We start from the raw sequence: 23,874 nt of genomic DNA, 5'->3' as shown, positions 1-23,874 counted from the left end.
ACATGTTCCGCTGGCCCCGCGCAGCGGGTATGCATGTTGCGTAACCGGGTCATTCGGTAACAGGGAGCGATCATGGACGATCGAACGCGCATCACGGCCGAAGCCAGATTCGGCGATCTCGCGTCGCCGCTGATCGACGAGGCGATGCAGCACGCTGCCACGCTCGACGGAAACACGGACCCGGAAGTGCTTCACAAGCTGCGTGTTGCGTTGCGCAGGCTGCGCACTTTGTTCTGGGCATACCGGCCTTTGCTGGACGAAGAATTCGATACGCGTCAGCGCGCGCTGTTCAGGTATCTCGCGACATCGGCGGGCAGCGCGCGGGACTGGGACATTCTGATCGAATTGCTGCATGAACTCGATGTCGAAGGATTCGACGAAACGGTGAAGGCGCATCGGGCTAACGTGCTCGCGACGAGCATCGAAAATCTCGCCAACGCGGACATGAAGCATGTGCTGCTGAGCGGATTGAAGGAAGCGAATCATCAGCTCAACACGGGACCGCAACGCGTGCCGGTCGAACGGTTCGCGAAGAAGCGCATCGGCGCGGCGCGCAGTCAGCTGAAGAAGCGCATCAAGCGGGCGTTGCGCGCGAAACAGTCGGACTATGCTGCGTATCACGAAGTGCGCAAGGCGGGAAAGAAGGTGCGTTATCTGATCGAGTTTTTCGAGCCGGATATCCCGGCGAAACTGCGCGCCGAGGTGAAGAGCCTCAAGCGGCTTCAAAAGCGCTTCGGCGCGTTGAACGATGTCGTTGCGAGCCGCGATTTGCTTTCGAATTCACGAGGCGAATTCGCCGACGATGCCAGCGAAAAGCACGCGTTACGTGCGCTGAAGGCGGAGCAGAAACATCGCTTCAAAGCTGCGAGAAAAGCGATTCGTTGATATCGTCGTGATCGCATATCGGCGAAAGGATGTTGTCATCATGGCGCGCAACGAATACGTTGTCTTCAAGGGCACGGTCAAGCTCGGCGTCCCCTTTCTTCAGGGCTATAAGGGCGATCCGCATTACGTGATCGTCAGCGAGGACGCGAACGGCAAGCCATTCGACATCGTCACCAACGTGAAATCCGATAGCTCGCTGACGGGGCCAGCGGGTTATCTCGTGCTGTATGTCTGGAATCGATACTTCGATCATCCGATGACGGCCGATCTCGACAAGCTGTCGGCGGGTGTGTCGACAGCGAACTTCCCGAAGCTCGATTACGTGCACGATTCGCGACTCGTCGATCTCGACGCGATGCGCCCGATCCCGCTCGACACCAAGGACGAGAAGAACGATATCAATGCGCTTCTCAACGAGATGCTGCAACTGGACATGTCGGCGAACGGCGTCGATTACGTCTATGAAACGCCGAGCTATAGCGACGATCGCCTCGGATGGAATCCGACGAAAGACGTGACCGTCTATGGCTTTGGCTTCCTGTTCGAGCCGGGGAAGGACGGGCTGCACGAGACGCATATGAATCAGGGCAACCCGAAGCCGGGCAAGGGCACGCATGTCAAGGACCACTCGAACGAGAACGGCGTGTTTCAGGACGGCGCGGTCATGATCGAATTGGACGGCAAGTTTCAGGCGCTGTTCGTCGCGTTCCAGACGCAGCTCGTGCCGACCGACAGCCGTGGCCGCCCGATACCGGGCCAGTCGCATCCCATTCTGCATGGCAAGACGTGATCGATCGCGCGGGAAACGCGCAGGTTGACGTACGCGCGACGAGGGCTTTGAGCCGATTCGCGCGATGACAGGCACAATACGATGAATCCCCATCCGGATTGGCCCGCAGAGGCCGCCGGCCTTCGCTCATTCGTCGTTGTCATGAACCACGCTCATCCTTCGAAGAATTCCCCGCAATTCCTGCTGTTTCTGGTTTGCCTGTTCGCGTCGGCGGGGCAGCTCGCCATCGATATCTACGTGCCCGCGTTGCCCGCGATGGCGCGTTACTTCGCCACGTCGCCCCAGGCGATCCAGTCGAGCGTCTCCGGCTACATGGCGGCGTATGCGATCGGTCAACTGGTCTTCGGCCCCATCGCCGATGCGTACGGGCGCAAAAAAGTGCTGGCGTTCGGGCTCGTCGTCTTCACGCTCGGCTGCTTACTGTCGCTCGCGGCGACGAACCTCGAAACCTTCCTGCTCGCGCGGTGCCTGCAAGGCTTCGGCATCGCGGCGACCAACCTGCTCGCGAAGGCGATCATCACCGATTCGTTCAAGGGCCTGGCGCTGCTGCACGCGTTCACCTACATGTCGATCGCGTGGGGGCTCGCGCCGATCGTGGCGCCCGTGATCGGCGCGCACTTGCAGGAATGGTTCGGCTGGAAGTCGTGCCTCGTCTTTCTGCTCATCTATTCGATCGTGATGTGGACGCTCATATGGCGCTATCGCGAGACCTTGCAGAAGCCGGTGCATCTCGCGCCGCGCACGCTGTTCACGAATGCGGGCAAGGTGTTGTCGAGCCGCGTTTTCCAGAGCTGTTTTCTCGCGCAAGGGCTGTGCTACAGCATCCTGCTCGTATTCAACATCGTCGGCCCCTTCATGGTGCAGAACACGCTGCACAAGCCGCCGACGTACTTCGGCTATCTCGCGCTCGCCATCGGCATGATGTATTTCCTCGGCGGGCTGTCGAACCGCGTGCATGGCGCGCGTCTGCCGAGCGCGGAGCAACGGCTGCGCATCGGCGCGCGCGTGATGGCGGGCGCATCGGTCGTCATGCTGCTGCTCTCGCTGACGGTCGGCCTCACCGTATGGACGTTGTCCGCGCCGGTGCTCGTGATGGGCTTCTGCGCCGGCGCGATGTACCCGACGCTGATGGCAAAGGGCAATTCGCTCTTTCCGCATATCGCGGGCCTTACCGCGGCGATTCTCGGCTGCTCGCTCTTGCTCGTGTCGTCGGTGATGATGGGTCTCGCGGGCTTCGTGTCGGTGCAGATTCTCACGCCCCTCGCGGCGTTCTTCGTGATTCTCGCGTTCACCGTCGTCGCGATGGTGACGTTGCTGCTGCGCCATCTGGAGCAGTCGCAGGCCACGGGTACCGTGCGGGAAGGCGTCGACGCAGCCTGATGCGCCAAAGCGGTGCGGCCTGCAATGCATTGCAGAAAAGCTTGTTTGTCCAAGTCTTTTTGAAGGCTTAGATTCGAGCTGTTCATGCATCGAGGAGGCGAGCCATGCCGCACTTCCTGACTCACTACTGGCAGGCGCTTTCGGGCCCTTCGCAGCGTGCGCGTGAGCGTTCGGCCAACGACGCGCACGCCGCGAGCGAAACCACGCGCGCCGAGCAGCTCGAGCACATTTCCGTCTACGCGCGCGCGGGATATTTCAACATGGGCTATACCGTGGATGCGTTTCAGTTGCCCGGAGAATCGCCGCTGCACTGAAGCGCACGAACGAGACTCACCGCGCGGCGCGCATCGACAGGCCGTTCAGCAGCCGTTGCAACTCGTCGATATTGAAAGGCTTCGCGAGTATGGTGAAGCCGGTGCGGCGCGCCTCGTCGAGCTGATCGGCGTAACCCGTCATCAGCGTGACCGGCTGATTCGGGCGCGTCGACTTGATCCATTCCGCGAGCTTGATGCCGTCGTAACTACCGGGCATCTGGATGTCGGAAAGCACGAGATCGAATTCATCGCCGGCTTCGAGCATCTGTCTCGCGGCATCGCCTGACGATGCGTGGCGCGCTTGCCAGCCGAGCACGTCGATCACGGCGCACAGGCCCGCCGCGACTTCCTCGTTGTCTTCGACGATCAGCACGGTGGACGATGGCGCTTCGCGATCGACGGTCTCCACAGGCGGCGCATCCGCAGGCGCATCGACTTCGCCGGTCCAGTGCGGCAGATAGATGTCGACTGTCGTGCCGAAGCCCCATGCAGAATTCACGCGCGCCGTGCCGCCCGCCTGCTCGGACATCGCGAGCACTTGCGCGAGTCCGAGCCCAGTCCCGGCGCCCGCGCCCTTGGTGGTGAAAAGCGGTTCGAACGCTTGTTTTGCGACGTCGGTGCGCATGCCGACGCCGCTGTCCTTGCACGAGATCACGACGTATTCGCCGGCGCCGAGACCTTCATGCGTCGACGTATAACGCACGTTGTTGCACTCGATGCGAAAGTCGCCGCCGTGAGGCATCGCGTCCTTCGCATTCACGGCGATGTTGATGAGCGCCGAGGTCAGCTCCGTCGCATCGACGCGCACGGTCCACGTCGATGGCGGCACGCGCGAGCCGAACGTGACCTTGTCGCCCACCGACGCGCGCACGAGCGGCTCGGAGTCCATCATCCAGCGATCGAGGCGGATGACCTGCATCTGAAGCGGCTGACGTCGCGCGACGCTCAGCAGGCGGCGTGCGAGCGATTGCGCATTCTTCGATGCGCGCTCCACCGCCGCGACTTCCTTTTCGAGGCCGTTGAAGCCCTTGCGCCGTGCCAGTTCCATGTTCGACGTGACGACCATCAGCAGGTTATTGAAGTCGTGCGCGACGCTCGCGACGAGATTGCCGAGCGCGCCCATGCGTTGAAGCCGCCGCGTGGCCGCGACGGCCGAGCGGCGCAGCGCAAGTTCGCCGCGCCAGTTGTGCCATGCCGCTTCTTCCGCTTTGAGGCGTCGCAGCGAGAAGCCGATCAGCACCCACAGCGCGATGCACGGAATCAGTGCGATCGACGCGATCGATACATCGCGCCGCCACCATGCGAGGCGCACGTCATGAATCGAAAAGCCCGCCGCCGCGTAGACGGGATAGTCGCCGACACGCCGCCACGCCGCGAGCTTTTCATCGTTGTCGAGCGGCGATATGTAACGCATCAGACCCGTGGGCTTGCCTTGCGCGAATGCGCTCGCCAGCACCGAATGGCGATCGGGCGCATTGGGCGCGGACGCCGGCGGAAAACGCGCGAGCACGACGCCGTCGTCGCGATGTAGCGCGAGCGTGAGCGCGGGATCGCTCACGATGAGTTCGCGATAGAAATCGAACAGATAGTCGCGCCGCACGGCAATCGCGATTTCGCCGAGAAAGCGGCCGTCTTTCGCATAGCGTGCGCCCAGCGTGTTGACGATGTCCGTGTTCTTCACGCGCCCGCGCTCGGGCATGGAAACATGAAAGCTCGAATGCGTATCGCGCGTCGCGATGAAATCCGCACGATCGCTGACGGACACATCGGGCGCGGGAAAAAAGCGGCTGCTGAGCACGAGCCTGCCGCGACTGTCGAGCACGGAGAGCGCCGCGATCTGTTCATGAGCCGCGGCGAGACGCGCGAGCTTGTCGTGCAGCTCCGACTGGCTGCGCGCGATGAAATCCGCGTCGCCGCTGCCGAGCATCTCGTCGATGCGCGAGATCAGTTCGCGGTTGATGCTGAAAACGGTGTTGGCCTTTTCGTCGACGATACGCACGAGCCGTTCGAGCGACTCGCCGGTTTCGGCGAATGTGCGTCCGTAAGTGTAGTAACCGTACAGGCAGAAAAATGCGAAGGGAATGACGATCGACGCAACGAGTGCAGCGAAGAGCCGTCTGCGCGCCGCGCGAAAGTCGAGCGGTGGCAGAGAGGGCAGGGTCTCTGCGGTGCCTGAAGCGGAGTGTTCTTCAGATTCATTCATGGCGCGTTGCAAGGCGTGCGCGAGCGCCGAAACGCTCGTTTCGATGGTAGCACGCAGGTCTGTCATCGCCATGCATGAGTGCGCATCGGTCGTCGCGCAATCAGGCTGTGGTATAAGCACCGCATGCGCGCGCCCGCTCGCGGCGCGCAACGAACGTAACAGGAGCATGCAGTGAGAAGGACCGCCGAAAACAAGCTAAAGGTGGTCGCAGTGCGGGTCGATCCACAATTCGAACAACGGCTGCGACTTCTGGCGGAAGTGACGGGGCGCAAGCAATCGTTCTTCCTCCAGCAGATGATCGAGAACGGCATCGGCGCAATGGAAGAAACCTGGCTGCCGCCGGACGTGCTCGAACAAGTGAGGAGCGGTGCGTTGCCGCCGTTGCAGCAGGATCGCGTCTCGACCGCGGACCTCTTCGGCGATCAGGCCGATGAATGATCGATGATGGCGACGCCCCGATCGCGCTTCATCGCGCATGACGCGACATGCGAAGACGATGTGCTCGCGCGCATCGTCTTCGGTGCGGCGAGCGGCGGGCCGTGCATCGAAAGCGGTGTGCCGACGCTGCGCCTCGCGATGTGCGACGACTCTCACGACGGCTTCGCCGAAATCTGGACAGGCAACGGGCCGATCCGCAGCGGACGCTTCAACGATCTCGTCTTCGCGCACGACGACGAGTTTCTCTTTTGCGCGGGCTTCATCGCGTCGTCCGGCCGCTATACCGAAGCCACGCGACAAGCGTATGGCGATGCGTTCGCGCTCGTCGGCGAGCTGGACTTCCCGAAGATTTTCCGCATGTGGAACTTCATCCCGCACATCAACGGGGCGAATCGGGAGGGGCTCGAGGTGTATCGCGATTTCTGCCGTGGACGCGCCATCGCGTTCGAGCAGGATTACACGGGCGCATCGGGTATGCCGGCGGCGACCGGCATCGGCACGTCGGGCGATGGCGTCGGCTTCTATTTTCTGGCGTGCCGCGCAAATTCGCCGCGGCATATCGAGAACTCGCGACAGACGCCCGCGTATGAATATCCGCAGCGATACGGTCCGAAGTCGCCGAGCTTCGCGCGCGGCACCTTGTTGGACGATACGTTGTACGTCTCGGGCACGGCGAGCATTCTCGGACACGAGACCGTGCACGAAGGCGATCTCGACAAGCAATGGCATGTCGCGATCGGCAATATCGCGCATCTGATCGGCATCGAGAATCTCGAAGCGCAGAACGTGAGCGGCGGCTATACGCTGCGCGACCTCGATCAGATCAAGGTGTATTACCGTCATGCGGCGGACTTGCCGCGCGTGATGGAACTCGCGCAGACCGCGTTTCATGCGGATGCGAACATCCGCTATGTCAAGGCCGATATCTGCCGCGCCGATCTGCTCGTCGAGATCGAGGGCATTGCTTCATATCGTCGTCGATCAGACTGACGCCGATTGCCTGAGCGTCTTCACGAGGAGGCTATACAGGCCGTCCACCGCTTTGGAGCCGCGCGAATCGCGACTGCGATAGACAGCGACTTCCATCGGTTCGAGCGGACCCAGGCCTTCATCGTTGCCCAGAATGCGGAGATGGTCCGGCGCGCTGCATTGCGTCAGCACCGCGACCGCGAGACCGCTTTCGACGGCGGCAATCTGCCCGGCCAGACTCGAACTGTTGTAGACCACCTTGTAGCGGCGGCCTTGCTGCGCGAGCGAATGAATCGCGCTGCGCCGCGCGAGGCTCGCGCTTTCATAGACGGCGATCGGCAACGGATCGCGTCTCCATAATTCGAATTGCGCCGCGCCGACCCAGACCATCGGCTCATGGAACAGCAGCGTGCCGCGCCGGCCGTGATCGCGCGATACGAGTGCGATATCGAGCTCGCTATTCGCGATGCGCGGAATCAGCGATGTCGATTGCTCGCAGATCAACTCGATCTCGACGCCGCTGTGCCGCGGCGCAAAGCGCTTCAGCACGGGTGTCAGATATTTGGCCGCGTAGTCGTCGGGCACGCCGAGGCGCACGCGGCCGGTGAGTTGCTCGCCCTGAAGCGCGACCTGCGCCTCGGCATGCAGATCGAGAATGCGCCGTGCATAGCCGAGCAGCGTTTGCCCGTCGTGAGTCAGTTCGAGCGCGCGCGAGCCGCGTTCGATGAGCCGCAATCCGAGCGCGCTTTCGAGCTTCTTCAATTGCATGCTCACCGCCGATTGCGAACGATGCACTTCGCCCGCCGCGCTCGACAGCGAACCCGCATCGACGACGGCGACGAAGCACTTGAGCCAGTCCATCTGCAAATCGTGTTGTTTCATGGGTCTGATCGGCGATTTCGAAAATCGAATGGATGATCTTCGAATTATGCGCTTTTCGTTCTATCGATCGCGGCACACACTTGGGGCATGAACACGAACGCGTCATCCTCTTCCCGTACAACCGCGCGCAGTGAAGCACGATCTGCGGCAGGCGCGTTGCCCTTTATCGTCGGCTGCGCGCTGCTCGGCACGATCGGTGTTTTCCTGCACGAAGCGAATGCCGATCCGCTGACCGCGACATGGTTTCGCTGCGCTTTCGGGCTTCTGGGCATGAGCGCGTGGCTCATCTCGCGCGGACAGACCCGCTTTCTGCGCCTCACGCGCAGCAACGTTCTTTGGGTGCTCGCGGCGAGCCTGCTGATGGTGTCGAGCTGGGCGCTCTTCTTCAGCGCGGTCGAGCGCATATCGGCGGGCGTCGCCATCGTTCTGTTTCATGTGCAGCCGATGTGGGTGCTGCTATTCGCATCGTTGTGGCTCAAAGAGACGATCGGCGGGCAGCGCGTCATGGCCGTGGCAGTCGCGATGTGCGGACTCGTGCTCGCGACGGGCATCGCCGGACACGCGTCGGACGGCTCTTTGCAGCCCGCGTACTGGACGGGCGTGGCCGCATGTCTGGCCGGTTCGCTGTGCATGGCGGGCGTGACGATCACCGCGCGACGGCTGCGCGATCTGCCTGCGGGCGTGCTCGCGTGGTGGCAGTGCGCCATCGGCACCCTGTTGTTATGGATCTGGCCGATGCAGCACGGGTGGCCCGCATGGGGCATGTCGTGGGCGTGGCTCGCGGGCCTCGGGCTGATTCACACGGGCTTTGCGTACACACTGATGTATGTCGGCATGGCGCGGCTCGACACCGCGCGCGTCGCCGTGCTTCAGTTCATCTATCCGGCGGTGGCCATCGTCATCGACTGGCTGGTTTTCGATCAGCGTTTGAGCGGCGCGCAGATGACGGGCATTGCGTTGATGTCGGTGGCGATAGGCTTTGCGGAGCGCGTCCGCAAGGCGTGACGCAGATGCTTCAATGACGCCCGCGCCCCGCCATTCGCGCGCGGTCGAGCATGAACTCGATGAACGCCAGCGTCGCGCGCGTGTGATGCCGGTTCGGCATGTAGAGCATGTACATGTGCGTGCCGAAGATGCTGAGCCGCCATTCGTCGAGCGCGGTGACGATCGCGCCGCGCCGCATGTCTTCCGACACGACGTAATCCGGCACGATGCCGACGCCGAGACCCGCGAGGATCGCATCGCGCAAAAACAGGAAGTTCTCGGAGATGAGGCTCGGTTCGAGGAGCACTTCGTGACGTTCATCGTCGAGATAGGCGGCGACGCGCGTCTGCTTGCCGACGACCGTCGCGGTGATCACCGGCACGACGCCCAGTTGCTCGAGCCGCGTGGGCATGCCGTGCGTTTCGGCATACGCGGACGATGCACACGCGACGTACCGCACCGGCCCCATGTCGCGCGCAACGAGACTCGGCGGCGGCTCGGGCATCACGCGCACGGCGATATCGACTTCGTCGCGCAGCAGGTCTTCGACGCGGTTTTCGAACATCACGTCGAGCACGATATCCGGGTACTCGCGCTTGAACGCGATCAGCCATTCCGACATCACGAGCTGTCCATAACCGCTCGGCACCGATAACCTCACGCGCCCCTGCAATCCTTGCCCGAGCGTCGATACCGATTCCTGCGCCGCGAAAAGCGCGTTGCGGATCGAACGGCCGTGCTCATAGAGCTTGAGGCCGAGCTCGGTCGGCTCGACGCGTCGCGTGGTTCGCCGCACGAGCTGCAGGCCGACGGACTTTTCGAGCTGATTCAGGTGATAGCTGACATTCGCGCGCGTCATCTTGAGGCGGCGCGCCGCTTCGCTCAGATTGCCCGCATCGAGGATTTCGACCAGCAGCGTCAGTTCGTTGACGTCCACGGTATGGTTCGATTGTCAAAAGAGATTTGACAGTCTGTCAATCGAGCCTGTGATTGTCAAGGATGCCTGTCCCCGCGAGAATGCTTCCACGTAAAACAGGAACATCGACTCAGGAGACTTCATCCATGACGCTTTCGAGCGCGCCCGAAACCGCATCCGCGGTTCAACACGAATTACGCGGCAGCGTCCTTGTCGTGACGATCGATCATGCGCCCGTCAACGCACTCAACGCTGCCGTGCGGCGCGGTCTCATCGATGCAATCGAAGCCGCCGATGCAGATGCCTCCGTGCGCGCGGTGCTGATCGTCGGCGCGGGCCGGAACTTCATCGCGGGCGCGGACATTCGCGAGTTCGGCAAGCCCGCCGTGCCGCCGTCGTTGCCGGAGGTGTGCAACCGCATCGAGCGTTGCGAGAAGCCCGTCGTCGCGGCGATACACGGCGCGGCGCTTGGCGGCGGACTCGAAGTCGCGCTGGCGTCGCATTACCGGATCGCGGTCGCCGGCGCGAAGCTCGGCCTGCCCGAAGTGCAACTGGGACTCTTGCCGGGCGCGGGCGGCACGCAGCGCTCGGCGCGTCTGATCGGCGCACAGGCCGCGTTGTCGATGATGTTGAGTGGCCGTCACATCGGCGCGGAGGAAGCGCTGCGTCTGGGTCTCGTCGACCGCGTCGGCCAGAGCGACGACGTGTTCGCCGAAGGCCTTGCTTTCGCGCACGAACTCATCGCGACGAAGGCCGCGCCGCGCCGCACGAAGAACGCGCGCGGACTCGCGGACAAGGAAGCGAGCGTGGCAGCGATCGCCGCCGCGCGCGCCGAGACGCAGAAGAAGTCGCGCGGATTGCTGTCGCCGCTGAAGATCGTCGATTGCGTGGAAGCGGCGTTGAATCTGCCCTTCGACGAAGGCTTGCGCTTCGAACGCGAGCAATTCCTCGAATGCCGCGAGAGCCCGCAACGCGCGGGTCTCGTGCATGCGTTCTTCGTCGAACGCGAAACTCAGAAGTCGCCCGAAACGCGCGACGCACAGCCGCGCGCGCTCGATCGCATCGGTGTGATTGGCGGCGGCACGATGGGTGCGGGCATCGCCGTCGCGCTGCTCGACGCGGGTCTCGCGGTGACGATGATCGAGCGCGACGAAGCCTCGCTCGAACGCGGAAGCGCGCATGTCGAGAAGGTGTACGACGCGCTGATCGCGAAGGGCCGCCTGACACACGAATCGAAAACGCGCGCGCTGCAACGCTTTCACGGCGACACGAAATACGACGCGCTCGCCGATGCCGATCTCGTCATCGAAGCCGTGTTCGAGGACATGGCCGCGAAGAAGGCCGTGTTCGCGCAACTCGATCGCGTGTGCAAGCCGGGCGCGGTGCTCGCGACGAACACGTCGTATCTCGACATCGACGAGATCGCGGCGAGCATCTCGCGTCCGCAGGACGTGCTCGGGCTGCACTTCTTTTCGCCCGCGAACATCATGAAGCTGCTCGAAGTGGTCGTGCCCGCGCGCGTGAGCGCCGATGTCGTTGCGACCGGTTTCGAACTCGCGAAGAAGCTGAAGAAGGTGGCGGTGCGTGCGGGCGTGTGCGATGGATTCATCGGCAATCGCATGCTCGCGGTGTATCGCGCGGCGGCGGATCATCTGATGGAAGACGGCGCGTCGCCGTATCAGATCGATCGGGCCGTGCGCGACTTCGGCTTTCCGATGGGACCGTATCAGGTCATCGATCTGGCTGGCGGCGATATCGGCTGGGCCGCGAGAAAGCGCCGCGCCGCGACGCGCGATTCGAACGCGCGTTACGTGCGTATCGGCGATGAACTGTGCGAGCGCGGCTGGTTCGGCCAGAAAACGGGACGCGGTTTCTATCGTTACGAAGACGGTGCGCGCACGGGCACGCCGGATGCGGAAGTCGAGTCGATCATCGATGCCGAGCGCGAGCGTGCGGGCGTCAAGCCGCGACCATTCACCGATGAGCAGATCGTGCGCCGCTACCTGGCCGCGATGATCAACGAGGGCGCGAATATCGTGCACGAAGGCATTGCGCAACGTCCGCTCGATGTCGATGCCACGTTGATGCACGGCTTCGGTTTCCCGCGCTATCGCGGTGGCCCGATGCATTATGCCGATACCGTGGGTCTCGACAACGTGCTCGCAGATATCCGCGCATTCGCGCAGGAAGATCCGCTCTTCTGGCGCGCGTCGCCGTTGATCGTCGATCTCGTGGCGCGCGGGAGGAATTTCGCGAGCCTGAATCAGACGGCCTGACGCGTGGCCTTTCAATCACTCATGGAATCGCAGTCATGGACCTGACATTCAACGCAGACGAAGAAGCCTTTCGCGCCGAAGTCCTAGCGTTTCTGCGCACATCGCTGCCAGAGCATGTTGCGCAGAAGGCGCGCACGGGCGAGCGCCTGACGCGCGACGACATGGCGCAATGGCACGCCACGCTCAACGCAAAAGGCTGGCTCGCGAATCACTGGCCGAAGGAGTATGGCGGCCCGGGCTGGACCGCGGTGCAGAAGTTCATCTTCGAGAACGAATGTGCGATTGCGGGCGCGCCGCGCATCGTGCCTTTCGGTGTGAACATGCTCGGGCCGGTGCTCATCAAATACGGGAGCGAGGCGCAGAAGCGTCACTGGCTGCCGCGTATTCTCGATGGCTCGGACTGGTGGTGTCAGGGCTATTCGGAGCCGGGCGCGGGTTCCGATCTCGCATCGGTGCGTACGACAGCCGTTCGCACGATGGAGAACGGCAGCGAGTATTACATCGTCAACGGACAAAAGACGTGGACCACGCTCGCGCACTTCGCGAACATGATCTTCTGTCTCGTACGGACGTCGCAGGATGCGCGCAAGCAGGAAGGCATCAGCTTTCTGCTCATCGACATGAATACGCCGGGCGTCGACGTGCGTCCGATCATCACGCTCGACGGCGAGCACGAAGTCAACGAAGTGTTCTTCACGGACGTGCGCGTGCCCGTTGCGCATCTCGTCGGAGAGGAGAACAAGGGCTGGACGTATGCGAAGTATCTGCTGACCTACGAGCGCACGAACATCGCGGGCGTGGGCTTTTCAGTGGCCGCGCTGAACCGGCTGAAGGCTGTTGCGGGCAAGGTGCAATGCAACGGCCGCGCGCTCATCGACGATCCTTTGTTCGCCGCGCGTCTCGCGCGTGTCGAGATCGATCTGGAGAACATGAAGACGACGAATCTGCGCGTGATCGCGGCGGTCGCGGGCGGCGGCGCGCCAGGCGCGGAAAGCTCGATGCTGAAGATTCGCGGAACGGAGATTCGCCAGGAAATCTCTTCGCTGATGCGTCGCGCGATGGGTCCGTACGCGCAGCCGTTGATAGACGAAGCATTCGAAGATGACAAGGATGCCGAAACATTGGATGCGGCGTCGGAGTACTTCAACAATCGCAAGCTGTCGATCTTCGGCGGCTCAAACGAAATACAGAAGAACATCATCTCGAAGATGATCCTCGGTCTTTAAAGGACGCGCACGATGAATTTCCAGCACACGGAAGACCGGCGTATGCTCGCGGATTCGCTGAACCGCTTCATCGCCGAGCAATATGGCTTCGATGTGCGCGACAGGATCGCGCGTTCGCAAGAGGGCTTCAGCCGCGATATGTGGCGACGGTTTTGCGAGCTTGGCATCGTCGGCGCGTTCTTCGATGAATCGATCGGCGGCTTCGGCGGCGACGGGTTCGATGTGTCCGTCGTGTTCGAAGCGCTCGGTCGCGGGCTCGTCGTCGAACCGTTTCTCGATACGTTGATCGTCGGGCGCGCACTTGCCTTCGCGGGCGATGAGCGGCAGCGCGAGATCGTTGCGAGCATGATCGACGGGACGGCGATCGCAGCATTCGCGCATGACGAACCCGGCTCGCACTACGAGCTTGCACGCGCGAACACGCGCGCGACCCGGCATGGCGATGGATGGATGCTCAACGGCGCGAAGGGCGTCGTGCAGCAGGGCGAACATGCGGACGTGCTGCTCGTGTCGGCGCGCACGTCGGGCAACGAGTACGACGAAGCGGGCATTTCGCTCTTTATCGTGCCGCGCGATGTGCAGGGCGTGAAGATGCGCGGCTATCGCAAGATCGATGGCGGACGCGTGGCGGAAGTATCGCTCGAAAACGTGACGCTCGATGCCAATGCGCTCGTCGGCAATGAAGGCGATGCCTACGCGACGCTCGCGCATGCGATCGGATATGGTCTCGTCGCGCTCGTGTCGGAAGCGGTCGGCGCGATGGATGTCGCGAAGGAGCACACGCGCGAATATTTGCGCACGCGTAGGCAGTTCGGCGTGCCGATCGGCGCGTTTCAGGCGTTGCAGCATCGCATGGCCGATGTGCTGCTCGAGATCGAGCAGGCGCGTTCCGCTGCGATCAATGCGGCGGCGGCGGTCGGCGCATCGGGTGTTGCGCGCGAGCGAGCGTTGTCGGCGGCGAAGCATTCGGTCGGGCGCATCGGCACGCTCGTCGCGGAAGAGTCCATTCAGATGCATGGCGGCATCGGCATGACGTGGGAGCTGCCGCTTGCTCATTACGCGAAGCGGCTCGTGATGATCGATCATCAATTGGGCGATGAGGATCATCATCTCGCGCGGTATATCGCGCTCGGGCGGGGGGCGCTTCGCTGAAGCTTCACTACTTCAAGCCGGGATCATGCAAATAGGAGACAATGACGCCCTAGCTCGCAACCCAAGGACCATGCAGAGCAACAGATAAACTCGCGAGCCAGGTTCCCGGACCTCCAGACAGTGGCAACCGAAGATATCTACAACCCGCGTCTCAACGCACCCGCCCCGGCACGCGCGCGAAGCTCGACGCCGAACGTCATCGTGCTGTGCGGCACGCTCATCGCGCTTCTCATGGTGGCGCTTTGCGCGCTGGTCCTGTATCAGGGCCGGGTCGATGCGCTCGATCGCGCGCGCGACACGTCCCGCAATCTCGCGTTGCTCGCCGAGCGCGACATCGAGCGCAATTTCGAACTCTACGAACTGTCGCTGCAAGCGGTCGTCGAAGGCGTCGAACGCGACGACGTAATGAGCCTTCCGCCCCGCCTGCGCAACGACGTGCTGTTCGACCGGGCGGCCACAGCGCGCGATCTCGGGTCGATCCTCGTGCTCGACGAGAACGGCAAGATCATCATCGATTCGGGCAGCCTCGTGCCCCGGCCGGGCGATTTCGCGGATCGCGGCTATTTCACGGTCCAACGCGACCGGCCAGACGCCGGGCTTTACATCAGCGGCCCGTATGCGTCGCGATTGCGCGGCGGCGCGCCCAGCATCGCGTTGAGCCGCAGACTCTCGCGTCCCGACGGGTCCTTCGCGGGCGTCGCGATGCTCGCCATCAACCTCGAATACTTCCGCAATCTTTTCGCGGGGCTTTCGCTCGGGCCGCACGGCGCGGTGTCGCTCATCAATCACGACGGCCTGATGATCATGCGTCAGCCGTTCGATCCGCGCGTGATCGGCCGCGACATCAGCCAGGCCGATACCTTCAAGAAATTTCGGGCGGCGGAGCAGGGCAGCTTCAGCGAAACATCGTCGATCGACGGGAGGCGCCGCCTCTACTACTTCCGCAACTTCCCGAATCTGCCGCTCATCATCATGGTGGCCGAAGGAGAAGAGGACATCTACGCGGCATGGCGGCGGCGCGCGATCATCATCGGCTCGTCGATGGGCGTGCTCGCTATCGGCTTCATCGCGTTGTCGTTCGTGCTCGCCGCGCAATTCAGGCGGCGCATGCGCGCGGAGTCGGAGCTACAGTTGCTCGCGCGCACCGATGGACTCACCGGGCTGCACAATCGCCGCACGCTGGGCGAGATTCTCGATCAGGAATGGCGCAGGGCGCGCCGCACGCGCAGTCTCTTTTCGCTGCTGTTCGTCGATATCGACCGCTTCAAGGCCTTCAACGATGCCTACGGCCATCAGGCCGGCGACGACGCGCTCGCGGCCGTCGCACGCTGCATCGGCGACAACATACGGCGGCCCGTCGATACCGCCGCGCGCTACGGCGGCGAGGAGTTCGTCGTCGTATTGCCCGACACGCCCGCCGACGGCGCCGCGAAAATCGCCGAGAAGATTCGCGCGGCCATCAGCGATCTGTCGATCGAGCACGCGGGCAGCGAGTTCGGCCGCGTCACGGCGAGCATCGGTCTCGCGAGCTGGCGGCCGGAACGCGACGACGACGTAAGCGCGCTCATTCGCGCGGCCGACGAGGCGCTCTACGATGCCAAAGCGCGCGGGCGCAACCGCGTCATGCAGGCAAGTTTCGTCTGAGACGGTGGACGAAAGTTCGTCGCGCAACGGCCGGGCATGTGCATGCACGCAAAATGCTTGTTTTGCCGTAAGCTCTCGACGCCGCGCGGGCCGCCCGCCCACGACGCGACCGACCCGAACCCTTCCGATGACCCAAACGCCCGATCCCGAAGCCCGCCGCCTCGCCACGCTGGCGCGCTACCACACGCTCTTCAACGCGATCGATGACGGCTTTTGCATCATCGAATTCATCGATGGCCCGCACGGACCGCTCAGCGATTATCTGCACGTCGAAGCCAATCCGGGATACGAGCGGCACTCGGGCATTCGCGACATCGTCGGCAAGACCTTGCGCGAGATCGATCCGACCGATGCCGACGGCTGGGTCGAAATCTACGGCGACGTTCTGCGCACCGGCGCGACCGCGCGTTTCGAGCGCTACTTTCTGTCGGCGGGGCGGCATATCGAGGTGTCGGCGTCGCGCGTCGAACCGCCCAGCCTGCGGCAAGTGTCGATCCTCTTTCGCGACATCTCCGCGCGCAAGAAAGCGGAGGAAGAACGCGATCGCGCGATCGCGTCGCTGCGCGCGTTCAACGAAACGCTGGAGCAGCGCGTCGCCGAGCGCACGGCGGAATTGATGCGCGCGGAAGAACAACTCCGTCAGGCGCAGAAGATGGAAGCGGTCGGTCAGTTGACGGGCGGCCTCGCGCACGACTTCAACAATCTGCTGGCGGGCGTGTCGGGCTCGCTGCAGTTGCTCGGCATTCGGCTGAGCCAAGGACGGATCGCGGAGGTCGACAAATACGTCGTCGCGGCGCAAGGCGCGGTGCGGCGCGCGGCGGCGCTGACGCATCGGCTGCTGGCGTTTTCGCGGCGGCAAACGCTCGATCCGCGTCCCACGGACGTCAACGCGCTCGTCAACGGCATGACCGAACTGATCCAGCGCACGGTCGGCCCGGGCATCAAGGTGGAGTCTGTCGGCGCGACGGGCCTGTGGCCCGCGCTCGTCGATTCGGGACAACTGGAAAACGCGCTGCTCAACCTGTGCATCAATGCACGAGACGCGATGCCCGATGGCGGGCGCATCACCATCGAAACGGCCAACAAGTGGATCGACCACCGCGCGGCCCAAAGCCACGACATGCCCGAAGGCCAGTTCCTGTCGCTGTGCGTGACGGATACCGGCACCGGCATGACGCCCGATGTCATCGCGAATGCGTTCGATCCGTTCTTCACGACCAAGCCGATCGGCATGGGCACGGGCCTCGGTCTATCGATGATCTACGGCTTCGCGAAGCAATCGGGCGGCCAGGTTCGGATCTATTCCGAAGTCGGGCAGGGCACGACGGTCTGCATCTATCTGCCGCGCTTCTATGGCGGTGTCGATGACGATGCCGCCGATCAATCCGCATCGCCGATCTCCGGCGCGGAGTCGGGCGAAACCGTGCTCGTCGTCGACGATGAACCGAGCGTTCGCATGCTTATCGTCGATGTGCTGGAAGAGGCCGGCTACGCGGTGATCGAAGCCGCCGACAGCATCGCGGGCCTCAAGCTGTTGCAGTCGAATGTGCGGATCGATCTGCTCATCAGCGATGTCGGCTTGCCCGGCGGCATGAACGGACGCCAGATGGCCGATGCGGCGCGCGAGGCGCGTCCCGATCTGAAAGTGCTCTTCATCACCGGCTATGCGGAGAATTCGGTGATCGGCAATGGACGCCTGGAGCCCGGCATGCAAGTGCTGACCAAGCCGTTCGCGATCGAAACGCTGGCCGCGCGCGTGCGCCAGCTCGTCGACGAGTAAGGACGCCCGCGCGCTACTGCGCCTCGCCGCCCGCCATCGACTCGATGATGCTCTCGAGTTGCGCGCTCATCGGCATGTCGAGGCTTTTTCCCGACGGCAGACGTTGCAGGAACCAGCGCTTGTATTGACGCTCGATTTCGCCATCGGCGGCGAGGTTCTGGAACGTATCCTTCACGACTTGCGCAAGCTGGGGATCGTCCCTGCGATACATGATGCCGTACGGGTCATACGACAGATAATCGCCGATCACCTGATACGCGCCGCCCTTCGCCGCGTTCTCCGCGATGAGGCCGTAGAGCAGCACGTCGTCGGTGGCGAAGGCATCGGCCTCGCCGTTCGCGACGCGCGCGAAGCCTTCCGCGTGATCCGGCACGATCTGCAACTGCAGGCCGAGCGCGAACTTCCGGTCGAGATCGCGCAGCGCCTTCTCGTTCGTCGTGCCTGCCGTCACCGCGACCTTCTTGCCCGCGAGATCGCGAAACGAGCGGATCGGCGACCCTTTCCTGACCATCACCTTGGTGCCGGCCACGAAGAAGATCGGCGAAAAGGCCACGCGTTTCTGCCGCTCGACGTTGCTCGTGGTCGAGCCGCATTCGAGATCGACACGGCCATCGACGACCGCTTCGATGCGATTCTCCGGCGTCACGGGCACCCACCGGATGTTCAGGTTCTTGTGCACCGCATTGCCGATCGCGGCGACGATCGACTTGCAGAGTTCGATCGAATAGCCGATCGGCTCCTTGCGCGCGTTCAGATACGAGAACGGCACTGAGGCATCGCGATAGCCGATCGCGATCGTGCCCGTGTCGCGCGCCTTGGCGAGCGTGCCGGTCAGCGTCGCGGGCGCGTAGGCGTCGTTGTCGGGCGGCGGTGTCTGCACGTCGTCGGCCGCGCGCGCGTTCGGAGCGATCGCGATCAGGCTGGCCGCAGCCAGCGCCGACCAGAAGCGCTGCGTCTTCATGGCTCGTCTCCGTCAGACCTGCGCGGGATGCGCGAGCGACGCGTCCTGTTCGGCCTCGATGCGCGCCGCATTCTTCGCCGCCTCCGATTCCGTCAGCAGCTCGCCTTCCCACTTCGCGACGACCGCGCTCGCGATCGAATTGCCGACGGCGTTGGTCGCCGAGCGCCCCATGTCGAGGAAGGTATCGACGCCGAGAATCAGCAGCAGTCCCGCCTCGGGAATGTTGAAGTGATTGAGCGTGGCCGCGATCACGACCAGCGACGCGCGCGGCACGCCGGCCATGCCTTTCGATGTCAGCATGAGGATCAGCAGCATCGTGATCTGCGTGCTGATCGGCAGATGAATGCCGTACGCCTGCGCGATGAAGAGCGTCGCGAACGTGCAATACATCATCGAGCCGTCGAGGTTGAAGGAGTAGCCCATCGGCATCACGAAGCTGGAGATCTTGCGCTTCACGCCGAAACGATCGAGCGCGTCGAGGATCTTCGGATACGCGGCCTCCGAGCTCGCGGTCGCGAACGAAAGCATGAACGCTTCCTTGATGAGCGACAGCAGCTTGAACACGCGCCGCCGCAGAAACAGGAAGCCCGCGAGCACGAGCAGGCCCCACAGCAGAAAGAGGCTGATATAGAAGTCGGCCATGAAGACCGCGAACTTCAGAAGGATCGTCAGCCCGTTGACCGCGACGGTCGCGGCCATCGCGGCGAGCACGGCGAGCGGCGCGAGCTTCATCACGTAGCCGGTGATCTTGAGCATGACGTGCGACAGCTGATCGATCGCGGCGAGCAGGATCTTGCCGCGTTCGCCGAGCGCGGCGAGCGCGACGCCGAAGAACATCGAGAACACGACGATCTGCAGGATCTCGTTGTTGGTCATCGCTTCGGCAAACGAGCGCGGCACCATGTGACTGACGAAGTCTTTCAGCGTGAACTTCGATGTCGCGAGATTCGCCGATGCGCCGATGTCGGGAAGCGGCAAGCCGAGGTTATCGCCGGGCTTGAGCAAGTTCGACATCACGAGGCCGAGCAGCAGCGAAATGAGCGACGCGGTGAGGAACCAGCCGAGCGCCTTGGCGAACACGCGTCCGACCGAGGCGGCGTCGCCCATGTGCGCGATGCCGACGACCAGTGTGGAGAACACGAGCGGCCCGATCAGCATCTTGATGAGGCGCAGGAACACGTCGGACCCGAGGGAGATGTAGCCGGCGATCTCCGTGGCGGTCTTCTTGTCGGGAAAGCTCGTGAAGATCATGTAGCCAACCACTATGCCGATGACCATCGCGCCGAGAATCCAGATGGCTGCGGAGTTCTTCTTCATGTCCAGGCCTCCATTGACTGCATATCGAACGAATGCAATGGCGAATTTCGGATGGATCAGGCGATGCAAAAACGAACGCGGCGCCGCTCAGTATAGAGCGGCGCCGCGGCGTGTGTCCGCGAACACTCGAAATGTTAGCGGCGTAGTTCCATCTTTGCCGGAACTCAGCCCGGCGTGCGCTCCGAAACCGCTTCGCGGCGCGCGTTGTAGGACGGCGCGCTGCCGTCGTCGGGCAGCGTCGAGCTTTGCGCCGCCGCGAGCAGTCTTTCGACGGACGGGCCCATCGCGTCCGTGAAGGTCTTCGGATGCACGCCGATACCCAGCACCAGCACGGCCATCGCGCCGAACAGCACGAGTTCGCGCTTGCCGAGATCGCGCAGACCGGCGACGCGCTCGTTCTTCACCGCGCCGAAAATCACACGCTTGACCATCCACAGCGTATAGGCCGCGCTCAGGATCAGCGACGTGGCCGCAGCCGCGCCGATCCAGAAGTTGAGGCGGATCGCGCCCATCAACACTAGAAACTCGCCGACGAAACCCGAGGTGCCCGGCAGGCCGACATTGGCCATCGCGAACAGCATCGCGCAGACCGCGAAGCGGGGCATCGTGTTGGCGACGCCGCCGTAGGCATCGATCGAGCCATTTTTCGTGCGCTCGACGAGCACGCCGGTGCACAGCAGCATCGCGCCGGACACGATGCCGTACGACAGCATCTGCACGACCGCGCCTTCGGTGCCGAGGCGGTCGAAGGTGAAGAGGCCGAGCGTCACGAGACCCATGTGCGCGACTGCCGAGTAGGCAAGCAGCTTGCGCATGTCCGTCTGCGCGAGCGCGACGAGGCTGCCGTAGATCACCGCGACGAGCGACAGCGCGATCATCGCCGGGGCGAAGAAGTGCGATGCGTCGGGCACGATCGGCAACACGTAGCGCAACATGCCGTAGCCGCCGATCTTCAGCATGCCGAGCAGCACCGCCGCGCCCGTCGGACCTTCCGAGTTCACGTCGGGCAGCCAGGTGTGGACCGGCCACATCGGCACCTTGACCGAAAACGCCGCGAGGAAGCAGACGAAGACGACGATCTGCGGCGTGAAGCCGAGCTTCAGGTTGCGCCATGCGTCGATATCGAAGGTATGCGCCTGCGTCCACAGATAAACGAGCGCGGCCAGCATTGCAAGCGAGCCGAGCAGCGAGAAAAAGAAGAAGCGAATCGCCGCGTACACGCGCCGCTCGCCGCCCCACGTGCCGATCAGCAGATACAGCGGAATCAGCGAAGCCTCGAAGAACACGAAGAACAGCATGCCATCCAGCGACGCGAACACGCCCTGCATGCAGCCCGACAGCACGAGGAACGCGCCGTAGTATTGCGCGACCTGCTTCGTGACCGAGCGCCACGACGCGACGAAGATGATGAGCGTGGTGACGGCCGTCAGCACCGTGAACCACAGCGAAATGCCGTCGACGCCCAGATGGTACGAAATGCCGAACTGCGGCAGCCACTCGACGCGCTCGACGAACTGCATCGCGCTGGACGACGCGTCGAAGCGGGAGAGCAGCGGCACGACGGGCAACAGGCTGAGAATCGCGCCGAACAGGGCGACGGCGCGCGAGAGCGTCGCGGATGCGCTGAACGTCAGCACGAAGATGCCCGACACCACTGGAATCCAGATAAGAAAACTGAGAACTGACGGCAGATGCATAGCTCGGTCGAAATCGGGCGCAAAGCACGGCCAGCACGCGAAGAAACGTGCTCGCTGGGAAGGCGCTGACAGTGGAATGTAAGGCAGGACGAGTGCGCGGAGGCTTGAATCCGGCGCGCAGCCCGAATGACTTAGGCGTATTCCTAAGGGTTAACGAGGATAACTCAAAAGAATAGTTTTTTGTGCATTGCGGCGTATCAAATTCATTGCGCCGAACGACCTTGACTTTTTTACCGATTCCGGCTCGGCGGCACGTCGACGTGAATGAATCGTTCGTTCGCTTCGGGCTTGCCCTGATTTGCCGGAAGCCGCGTGGCCCTTAGCCTAGAACGCAAGGAAGGAGACAAGCATGAAGAAAACATTCAAGGCCGTCGTCTTTGCGCTCGTCGCGTATCTCGTCGCCGATCGCGCCATGCTCCACGCGCAGGGACGCGACCTGGCCGCGTCGTCGTGCGCGCAGAGCGCGGCGCAGATCGAATTCGACGCCCTGAGCAAGGGCTTCAGCCACGCCGCCGCGAGCAGCCAGCGCGACGCGTTCCGGTCCCAATGCCTCGTGTCGGGCCGCGCCGAGTCCGGCACGGCTGTCGCAATGCGCTGAAACGGCGTCAGTTCAGCTTCACGGTAGGCCGCACGCGCTCGCGCAGCCATTGGCTCGCGGCGTACATCAGCGCCCGCTTGACGCCCGTCAGCCCCATGATGTGCCGGCGATACAGATGCCGGTAGCACGACGCCGCGAACCATCCGTCGATGAACAGCGGCCGGCGCAGCAACTCGCTCATCAGCGCGCCCGCCGCGCCTGCGCGTCCGAAGGAGACGAGCGTGCCCTGATCGCGGTACGCGAAGAGCGGCACGGCGCGTTCGTCGAGGCGGCGCGCGAGGGCATCGGCGAGATAGACGGCCTGCTGAAACGCGGCCTGCGCGCGCGGCGGCACGAGCGCGTCGCCTTTCGCTGCGGCGCACGCGGCGCAGTCGCCCATCGCGTAGATGCCTGAGCCGGGTTCGACCTGCAAGGTTGCATCGACGATCACCTGTCCCAGCCGGTTCAGCGGCAATCCTTCCAGCGTGCGCAACACCGGCGCGCCTTCCACGCCCGCGGCCCAGATCGTGATGTCGCTTGTGAGCGTTTCGCCATCCGCGGTCGATACGGCCTGCTCGTCCACCGAACGCACGCGGCAACCCAGCCGCACTTCCACGCCGAGCTTGGCGAGCACGTCCTGAGCGCGCGTCGAAATGCGTTCGGGCAGCGCGGGCAGCACGCGCGGCGCGCCTTCCAGCAGACGAATGCGGATGTCGCTGGCCGGGTCGATCGACGCGAGGTGATACTCGCGCAGCATTTCCGCCGATCCGCGCAGCGCGGCGGCCAGTTCGACGCCCGTCGCGCCGCCGCCGATCACCGTCACCGAAACCGGCGTGCGCGCCGCGCCGGGCGTCGCCTGCCGCGCATGACTCGAACGCAGAAGGCTCGACAACAGACGCCGCCGGAACGTTTCCGCCTGCTCCACCGTTTCGAGCGTCAGCGCATGCTGCGCCGCGCCGGGAATCGAGAAGAAGTTCGTCACGCTGCCGAGCGCGAGCACGAGCGAATCGAAGGCGAGCGTTCGCTTCGGCAGGAGCGGACGTCCGTCGATATCGGTCGTCTCGTCGATGACGATCTCGCGGCGTCCACGATCGATGTTCGCGAGCGCGCCCTGCTCGAAGCGAAAGTGATTCCACTTCGCGTGCGCGGCGTAATCGATCTGATGACTCGATGCATCGATCTGTCCCGACGCGACTTCATGCAGAAGCGGCTTCCAGAAGTGCGTCGGAAAGCGGTCGATGAGGATCACCTCGGCGCGCCGCCGCTTGCCGACGCTATTGCCCAGACGCGTCGCGAGTTCCAGCCCGGCGGCGCCGCCGCCGACGATCACGATGCGATGAGGCGAATCGACCTGCCGTTGCGCGTAAGGATTCAACATCATGGCTCTCCCGGAAGTGCTGTGTGGATGCTTGACGACCTCGTTGGGAAAAATATAAGGTCCCGAAAACATATGCGCTATTTAGTATTTATCGCCGACTCATAA

At 63.5% G+C, this 23,874-nt stretch carries 20 protein-coding genes; 13 read left to right on the top strand and 7 right to left on the bottom strand.

From position 1 onward, the window contains the following. Positions 1-72 precede the first annotated feature (72 nt). The 4 genes from NCS67_RS27350 (at position 73) to NCS67_RS27335 (ending at position 3,369) form a co-directional block, all read left to right on the top strand. Positions 73-885, top strand: coding sequence for a CHAD domain-containing protein (locus NCS67_RS27350; RefSeq protein WP_008347044.1), 813 nt, complete (start codon positions 73-75; stop codon positions 883-885). A gap of 40 nt (positions 886-925) precedes the next feature. After that, entirely contained in the window at positions 926-1,675 is a 750-nt protein-coding gene (locus NCS67_RS27345; protein WP_250437444.1) for a DUF2278 family protein, read from the top strand. Between the two features lie 141 nt (positions 1,676-1,816). Continuing rightward, complete coding sequence (locus NCS67_RS27340; protein WP_175981403.1) at positions 1,817-3,055, top strand: multidrug effflux MFS transporter; 1,239 nt, start codon at positions 1,817-1,819, stop codon at positions 3,053-3,055. Positions 3,056-3,159: 104 nt separating this feature from the next. After that, positions 3,160-3,369 (top strand): hypothetical protein, encoded by a 210-nt coding sequence (locus NCS67_RS27335; RefSeq protein ID WP_008347038.1) that lies wholly within the window; start codon positions 3,160-3,162, stop codon positions 3,367-3,369. 16 nt (positions 3,370-3,385) lie between these two features. On the opposite strand, the gene NCS67_RS27330 is transcribed toward NCS67_RS27335, so the two are convergent. Then, the gene (locus tag NCS67_RS27330; RefSeq protein WP_250437443.1) at positions 3,386-5,572 is read right to left on the bottom strand and encodes a hybrid sensor histidine kinase/response regulator family protein; all 2,187 of its coding nucleotides are present in this window, start codon (positions 5,570-5,572) and stop codon (positions 3,386-3,388) included. Between the two features lie 171 nt (positions 5,573-5,743). Here NCS67_RS27330 and NCS67_RS27325 point away from each other — a divergent pair, with 171 nt between their 5' ends. Further along, positions 5,744-6,010 carry a YlcI/YnfO family protein gene (locus tag NCS67_RS27325; RefSeq protein WP_033536447.1) on the top strand — a complete coding sequence of 89 codons (267 nt, stop codon included), beginning with the start codon at positions 5,744-5,746 and terminating at the stop codon, positions 6,008-6,010. 6 nt (positions 6,011-6,016) lie between these two features. Continuing rightward, entirely contained in the window at positions 6,017-7,000 is a 984-nt protein-coding gene (locus NCS67_RS27320) for an FkbO/Hyg5 family chorismatase (RefSeq protein WP_175981693.1), read from the top strand. Here NCS67_RS27320 and NCS67_RS27315 read toward each other — a convergent pair. Then, a complete protein-coding gene (locus tag NCS67_RS27315; protein WP_008347029.1) occupies positions 6,992-7,861 on the bottom strand; it encodes a LysR family transcriptional regulator in 870 nt (289 codons plus the stop codon). The two genes, NCS67_RS27320 and NCS67_RS27315, sit on opposite strands and share 9 nt — an antisense overlap. Before the next feature lie 156 nt (positions 7,862-8,017). On the opposite strand from NCS67_RS27315, the gene NCS67_RS27310 reads away from it, so the two are divergent. Continuing rightward, positions 8,018-8,866, top strand: a complete 849-nt coding sequence (locus tag NCS67_RS27310) for a DMT family transporter (protein ID WP_250437441.1) — start codon at positions 8,018-8,020, stop codon at positions 8,864-8,866. 10 nt (positions 8,867-8,876) lie between these two features. On the opposite strand, the gene NCS67_RS27305 is transcribed toward NCS67_RS27310, so the two are convergent. Continuing rightward, a complete protein-coding gene (locus NCS67_RS27305; protein WP_175981409.1) occupies positions 8,877-9,782 on the bottom strand; it encodes a LysR family transcriptional regulator in 906 nt (301 codons plus the stop codon). Between the two features lie 125 nt (positions 9,783-9,907). Between NCS67_RS27305 and NCS67_RS27300 the strand changes: the two genes are divergently transcribed. The 5 genes from NCS67_RS27300 (at position 9,908) to NCS67_RS27280 (ending at position 17,839) form a co-directional block, all read left to right on the top strand. Continuing rightward, positions 9,908-12,037, top strand: coding sequence for a 3-hydroxyacyl-CoA dehydrogenase NAD-binding domain-containing protein (locus NCS67_RS27300; protein WP_250437440.1), 2,130 nt, complete (start codon positions 9,908-9,910; stop codon positions 12,035-12,037). 35 nt (positions 12,038-12,072) lie between these two features. Further along, a complete protein-coding gene (locus NCS67_RS27295) occupies positions 12,073-13,263 on the top strand; it encodes an acyl-CoA dehydrogenase family protein (RefSeq protein ID WP_250437439.1) in 1,191 nt (396 codons plus the stop codon). Positions 13,264-13,275: 12 nt separating this feature from the next. Then, on the top strand, positions 13,276-14,415 hold the full coding sequence (locus NCS67_RS27290; RefSeq protein WP_250437437.1) for an acyl-CoA dehydrogenase family protein: 1,140 nt from the start codon (positions 13,276-13,278) through the stop codon (positions 14,413-14,415). 120 nt (positions 14,416-14,535) lie between these two features. Beyond that, positions 14,536-16,059: a sensor domain-containing diguanylate cyclase gene (locus NCS67_RS27285; protein ID WP_250437435.1), complete on the top strand. Its 1,524-nt coding sequence runs from the start codon at positions 14,536-14,538 to the stop codon at positions 16,057-16,059. A gap of 127 nt (positions 16,060-16,186) precedes the next feature. Beyond that, on the top strand, positions 16,187-17,839 hold the full coding sequence (locus tag NCS67_RS27280; protein ID WP_008347018.1) for an ATP-binding protein: 1,653 nt from the start codon (positions 16,187-16,189) through the stop codon (positions 17,837-17,839). A 13-nt stretch (positions 17,840-17,852) separates the two neighbouring features. On the opposite strand, the gene NCS67_RS27275 is transcribed toward NCS67_RS27280, so the two are convergent. The 3 genes from NCS67_RS27275 to NCS67_RS27265 all read right to left on the bottom strand — a co-directional run bounded on the left by NCS67_RS27275 (position 17,853) and on the right by NCS67_RS27265 (position 21,814). After that, positions 17,853-18,800, bottom strand: a complete 948-nt coding sequence (locus tag NCS67_RS27275) for an amino acid ABC transporter substrate-binding protein (RefSeq protein WP_008347016.1) — start codon at positions 18,798-18,800, stop codon at positions 17,853-17,855. A 12-nt stretch (positions 18,801-18,812) separates the two neighbouring features. After that, the gene (locus NCS67_RS27270; protein WP_250437433.1) at positions 18,813-20,117 is read right to left on the bottom strand and encodes a dicarboxylate/amino acid:cation symporter; all 1,305 of its coding nucleotides are present in this window, start codon (positions 20,115-20,117) and stop codon (positions 18,813-18,815) included. Positions 20,118-20,281: 164 nt separating this feature from the next. Continuing rightward, positions 20,282-21,814 carry a complex I subunit 4 family protein gene (locus tag NCS67_RS27265; RefSeq protein ID WP_033536446.1) on the bottom strand — a complete coding sequence of 511 codons (1,533 nt, stop codon included), beginning with the start codon at positions 21,812-21,814 and terminating at the stop codon, positions 20,282-20,284. 349 nt (positions 21,815-22,163) lie between these two features. Between NCS67_RS27265 and NCS67_RS27260 the strand changes: the two genes are divergently transcribed. Then, entirely contained in the window at positions 22,164-22,412 is a 249-nt protein-coding gene (locus tag NCS67_RS27260) for an adhesin (protein WP_175981421.1), read from the top strand. 7 nt (positions 22,413-22,419) lie between these two features. Here NCS67_RS27260 and NCS67_RS27255 read toward each other — a convergent pair whose 3' ends face one another. Beyond that, entirely contained in the window at positions 22,420-23,772 is a 1,353-nt protein-coding gene (locus tag NCS67_RS27255) for an NAD(P)/FAD-dependent oxidoreductase (protein WP_250437431.1), read from the bottom strand. Positions 23,773-23,874: the final 102 nt, after the last annotated feature.

This window comes from Caballeronia sp. ATUFL_F2_KS9A, assembly GCF_023630765.1.
Lineage (GTDB): Bacteria > Pseudomonadota > Gammaproteobacteria > Burkholderiales > Burkholderiaceae > Caballeronia > Caballeronia zhejiangensis.
The sequence above is the reverse complement of the archived record's forward strand: the minus strand, read 5'-3'. Positions and strand labels throughout refer to the sequence as shown.

What these genes read in the sequence shown, in the direction of transcription:
- NCS67_RS27350 (WP_008347044.1), top strand. Translation starts at nt 73, where the DNA reads ATGGACGATCGAACGCGCATCACGGCCGAAGCCAGATTCGGCGATCTC.
- NCS67_RS27345 (WP_250437444.1), top strand. Translation starts at nt 926, where the DNA reads ATGGCGCGCAACGAATACGTTGTCTTCAAGGGCACGGTCAAGCTCGGC.
- NCS67_RS27340 (WP_175981403.1), top strand. Translation starts at nt 1,817, where the DNA reads ATGAACCACGCTCATCCTTCGAAGAATTCCCCGCAATTCCTGCTGTTT.
- NCS67_RS27335 (WP_008347038.1), top strand. Translation starts at nt 3,160, where the DNA reads ATGCCGCACTTCCTGACTCACTACTGGCAGGCGCTTTCGGGCCCTTCG.
- NCS67_RS27330 (WP_250437443.1), bottom strand. Translation starts at nt 5,572, where the DNA reads ATGAATGAATCTGAAGAACACTCCGCTTCAGGCACCGCAGAGACCCTG.
- NCS67_RS27320 (WP_175981693.1), top strand. Translation starts at nt 6,017, where the DNA reads ATGGCGACGCCCCGATCGCGCTTCATCGCGCATGACGCGACATGCGAA.
- NCS67_RS27315 (WP_008347029.1), bottom strand. Translation starts at nt 7,861, where the DNA reads ATGAAACAACACGATTTGCAGATGGACTGGCTCAAGTGCTTCGTCGCC.
- NCS67_RS27300 (WP_250437440.1), top strand. Translation starts at nt 9,908, where the DNA reads ATGACGCTTTCGAGCGCGCCCGAAACCGCATCCGCGGTTCAACACGAA.
- NCS67_RS27295 (WP_250437439.1), top strand. Translation starts at nt 12,073, where the DNA reads ATGGACCTGACATTCAACGCAGACGAAGAAGCCTTTCGCGCCGAAGTC.
- NCS67_RS27290 (WP_250437437.1), top strand. Translation starts at nt 13,276, where the DNA reads ATGAATTTCCAGCACACGGAAGACCGGCGTATGCTCGCGGATTCGCTG.
- NCS67_RS27280 (WP_008347018.1), top strand. Translation starts at nt 16,187, where the DNA reads ATGACCCAAACGCCCGATCCCGAAGCCCGCCGCCTCGCCACGCTGGCG.
- NCS67_RS27275 (WP_008347016.1), bottom strand. Translation starts at nt 18,800, where the DNA reads ATGAAGACGCAGCGCTTCTGGTCGGCGCTGGCTGCGGCCAGCCTGATC.
- NCS67_RS27270 (WP_250437433.1), bottom strand. Translation starts at nt 20,117, where the DNA reads ATGAAGAAGAACTCCGCAGCCATCTGGATTCTCGGCGCGATGGTCATC.
- NCS67_RS27265 (WP_033536446.1), bottom strand. Translation starts at nt 21,814, where the DNA reads ATGCATCTGCCGTCAGTTCTCAGTTTTCTTATCTGGATTCCAGTGGTG.
- NCS67_RS27260 (WP_175981421.1), top strand. Translation starts at nt 22,164, where the DNA reads ATGAAGAAAACATTCAAGGCCGTCGTCTTTGCGCTCGTCGCGTATCTC.
- NCS67_RS27255 (WP_250437431.1), bottom strand. Translation starts at nt 23,772, where the DNA reads ATGATGTTGAATCCTTACGCGCAACGGCAGGTCGATTCGCCTCATCGC.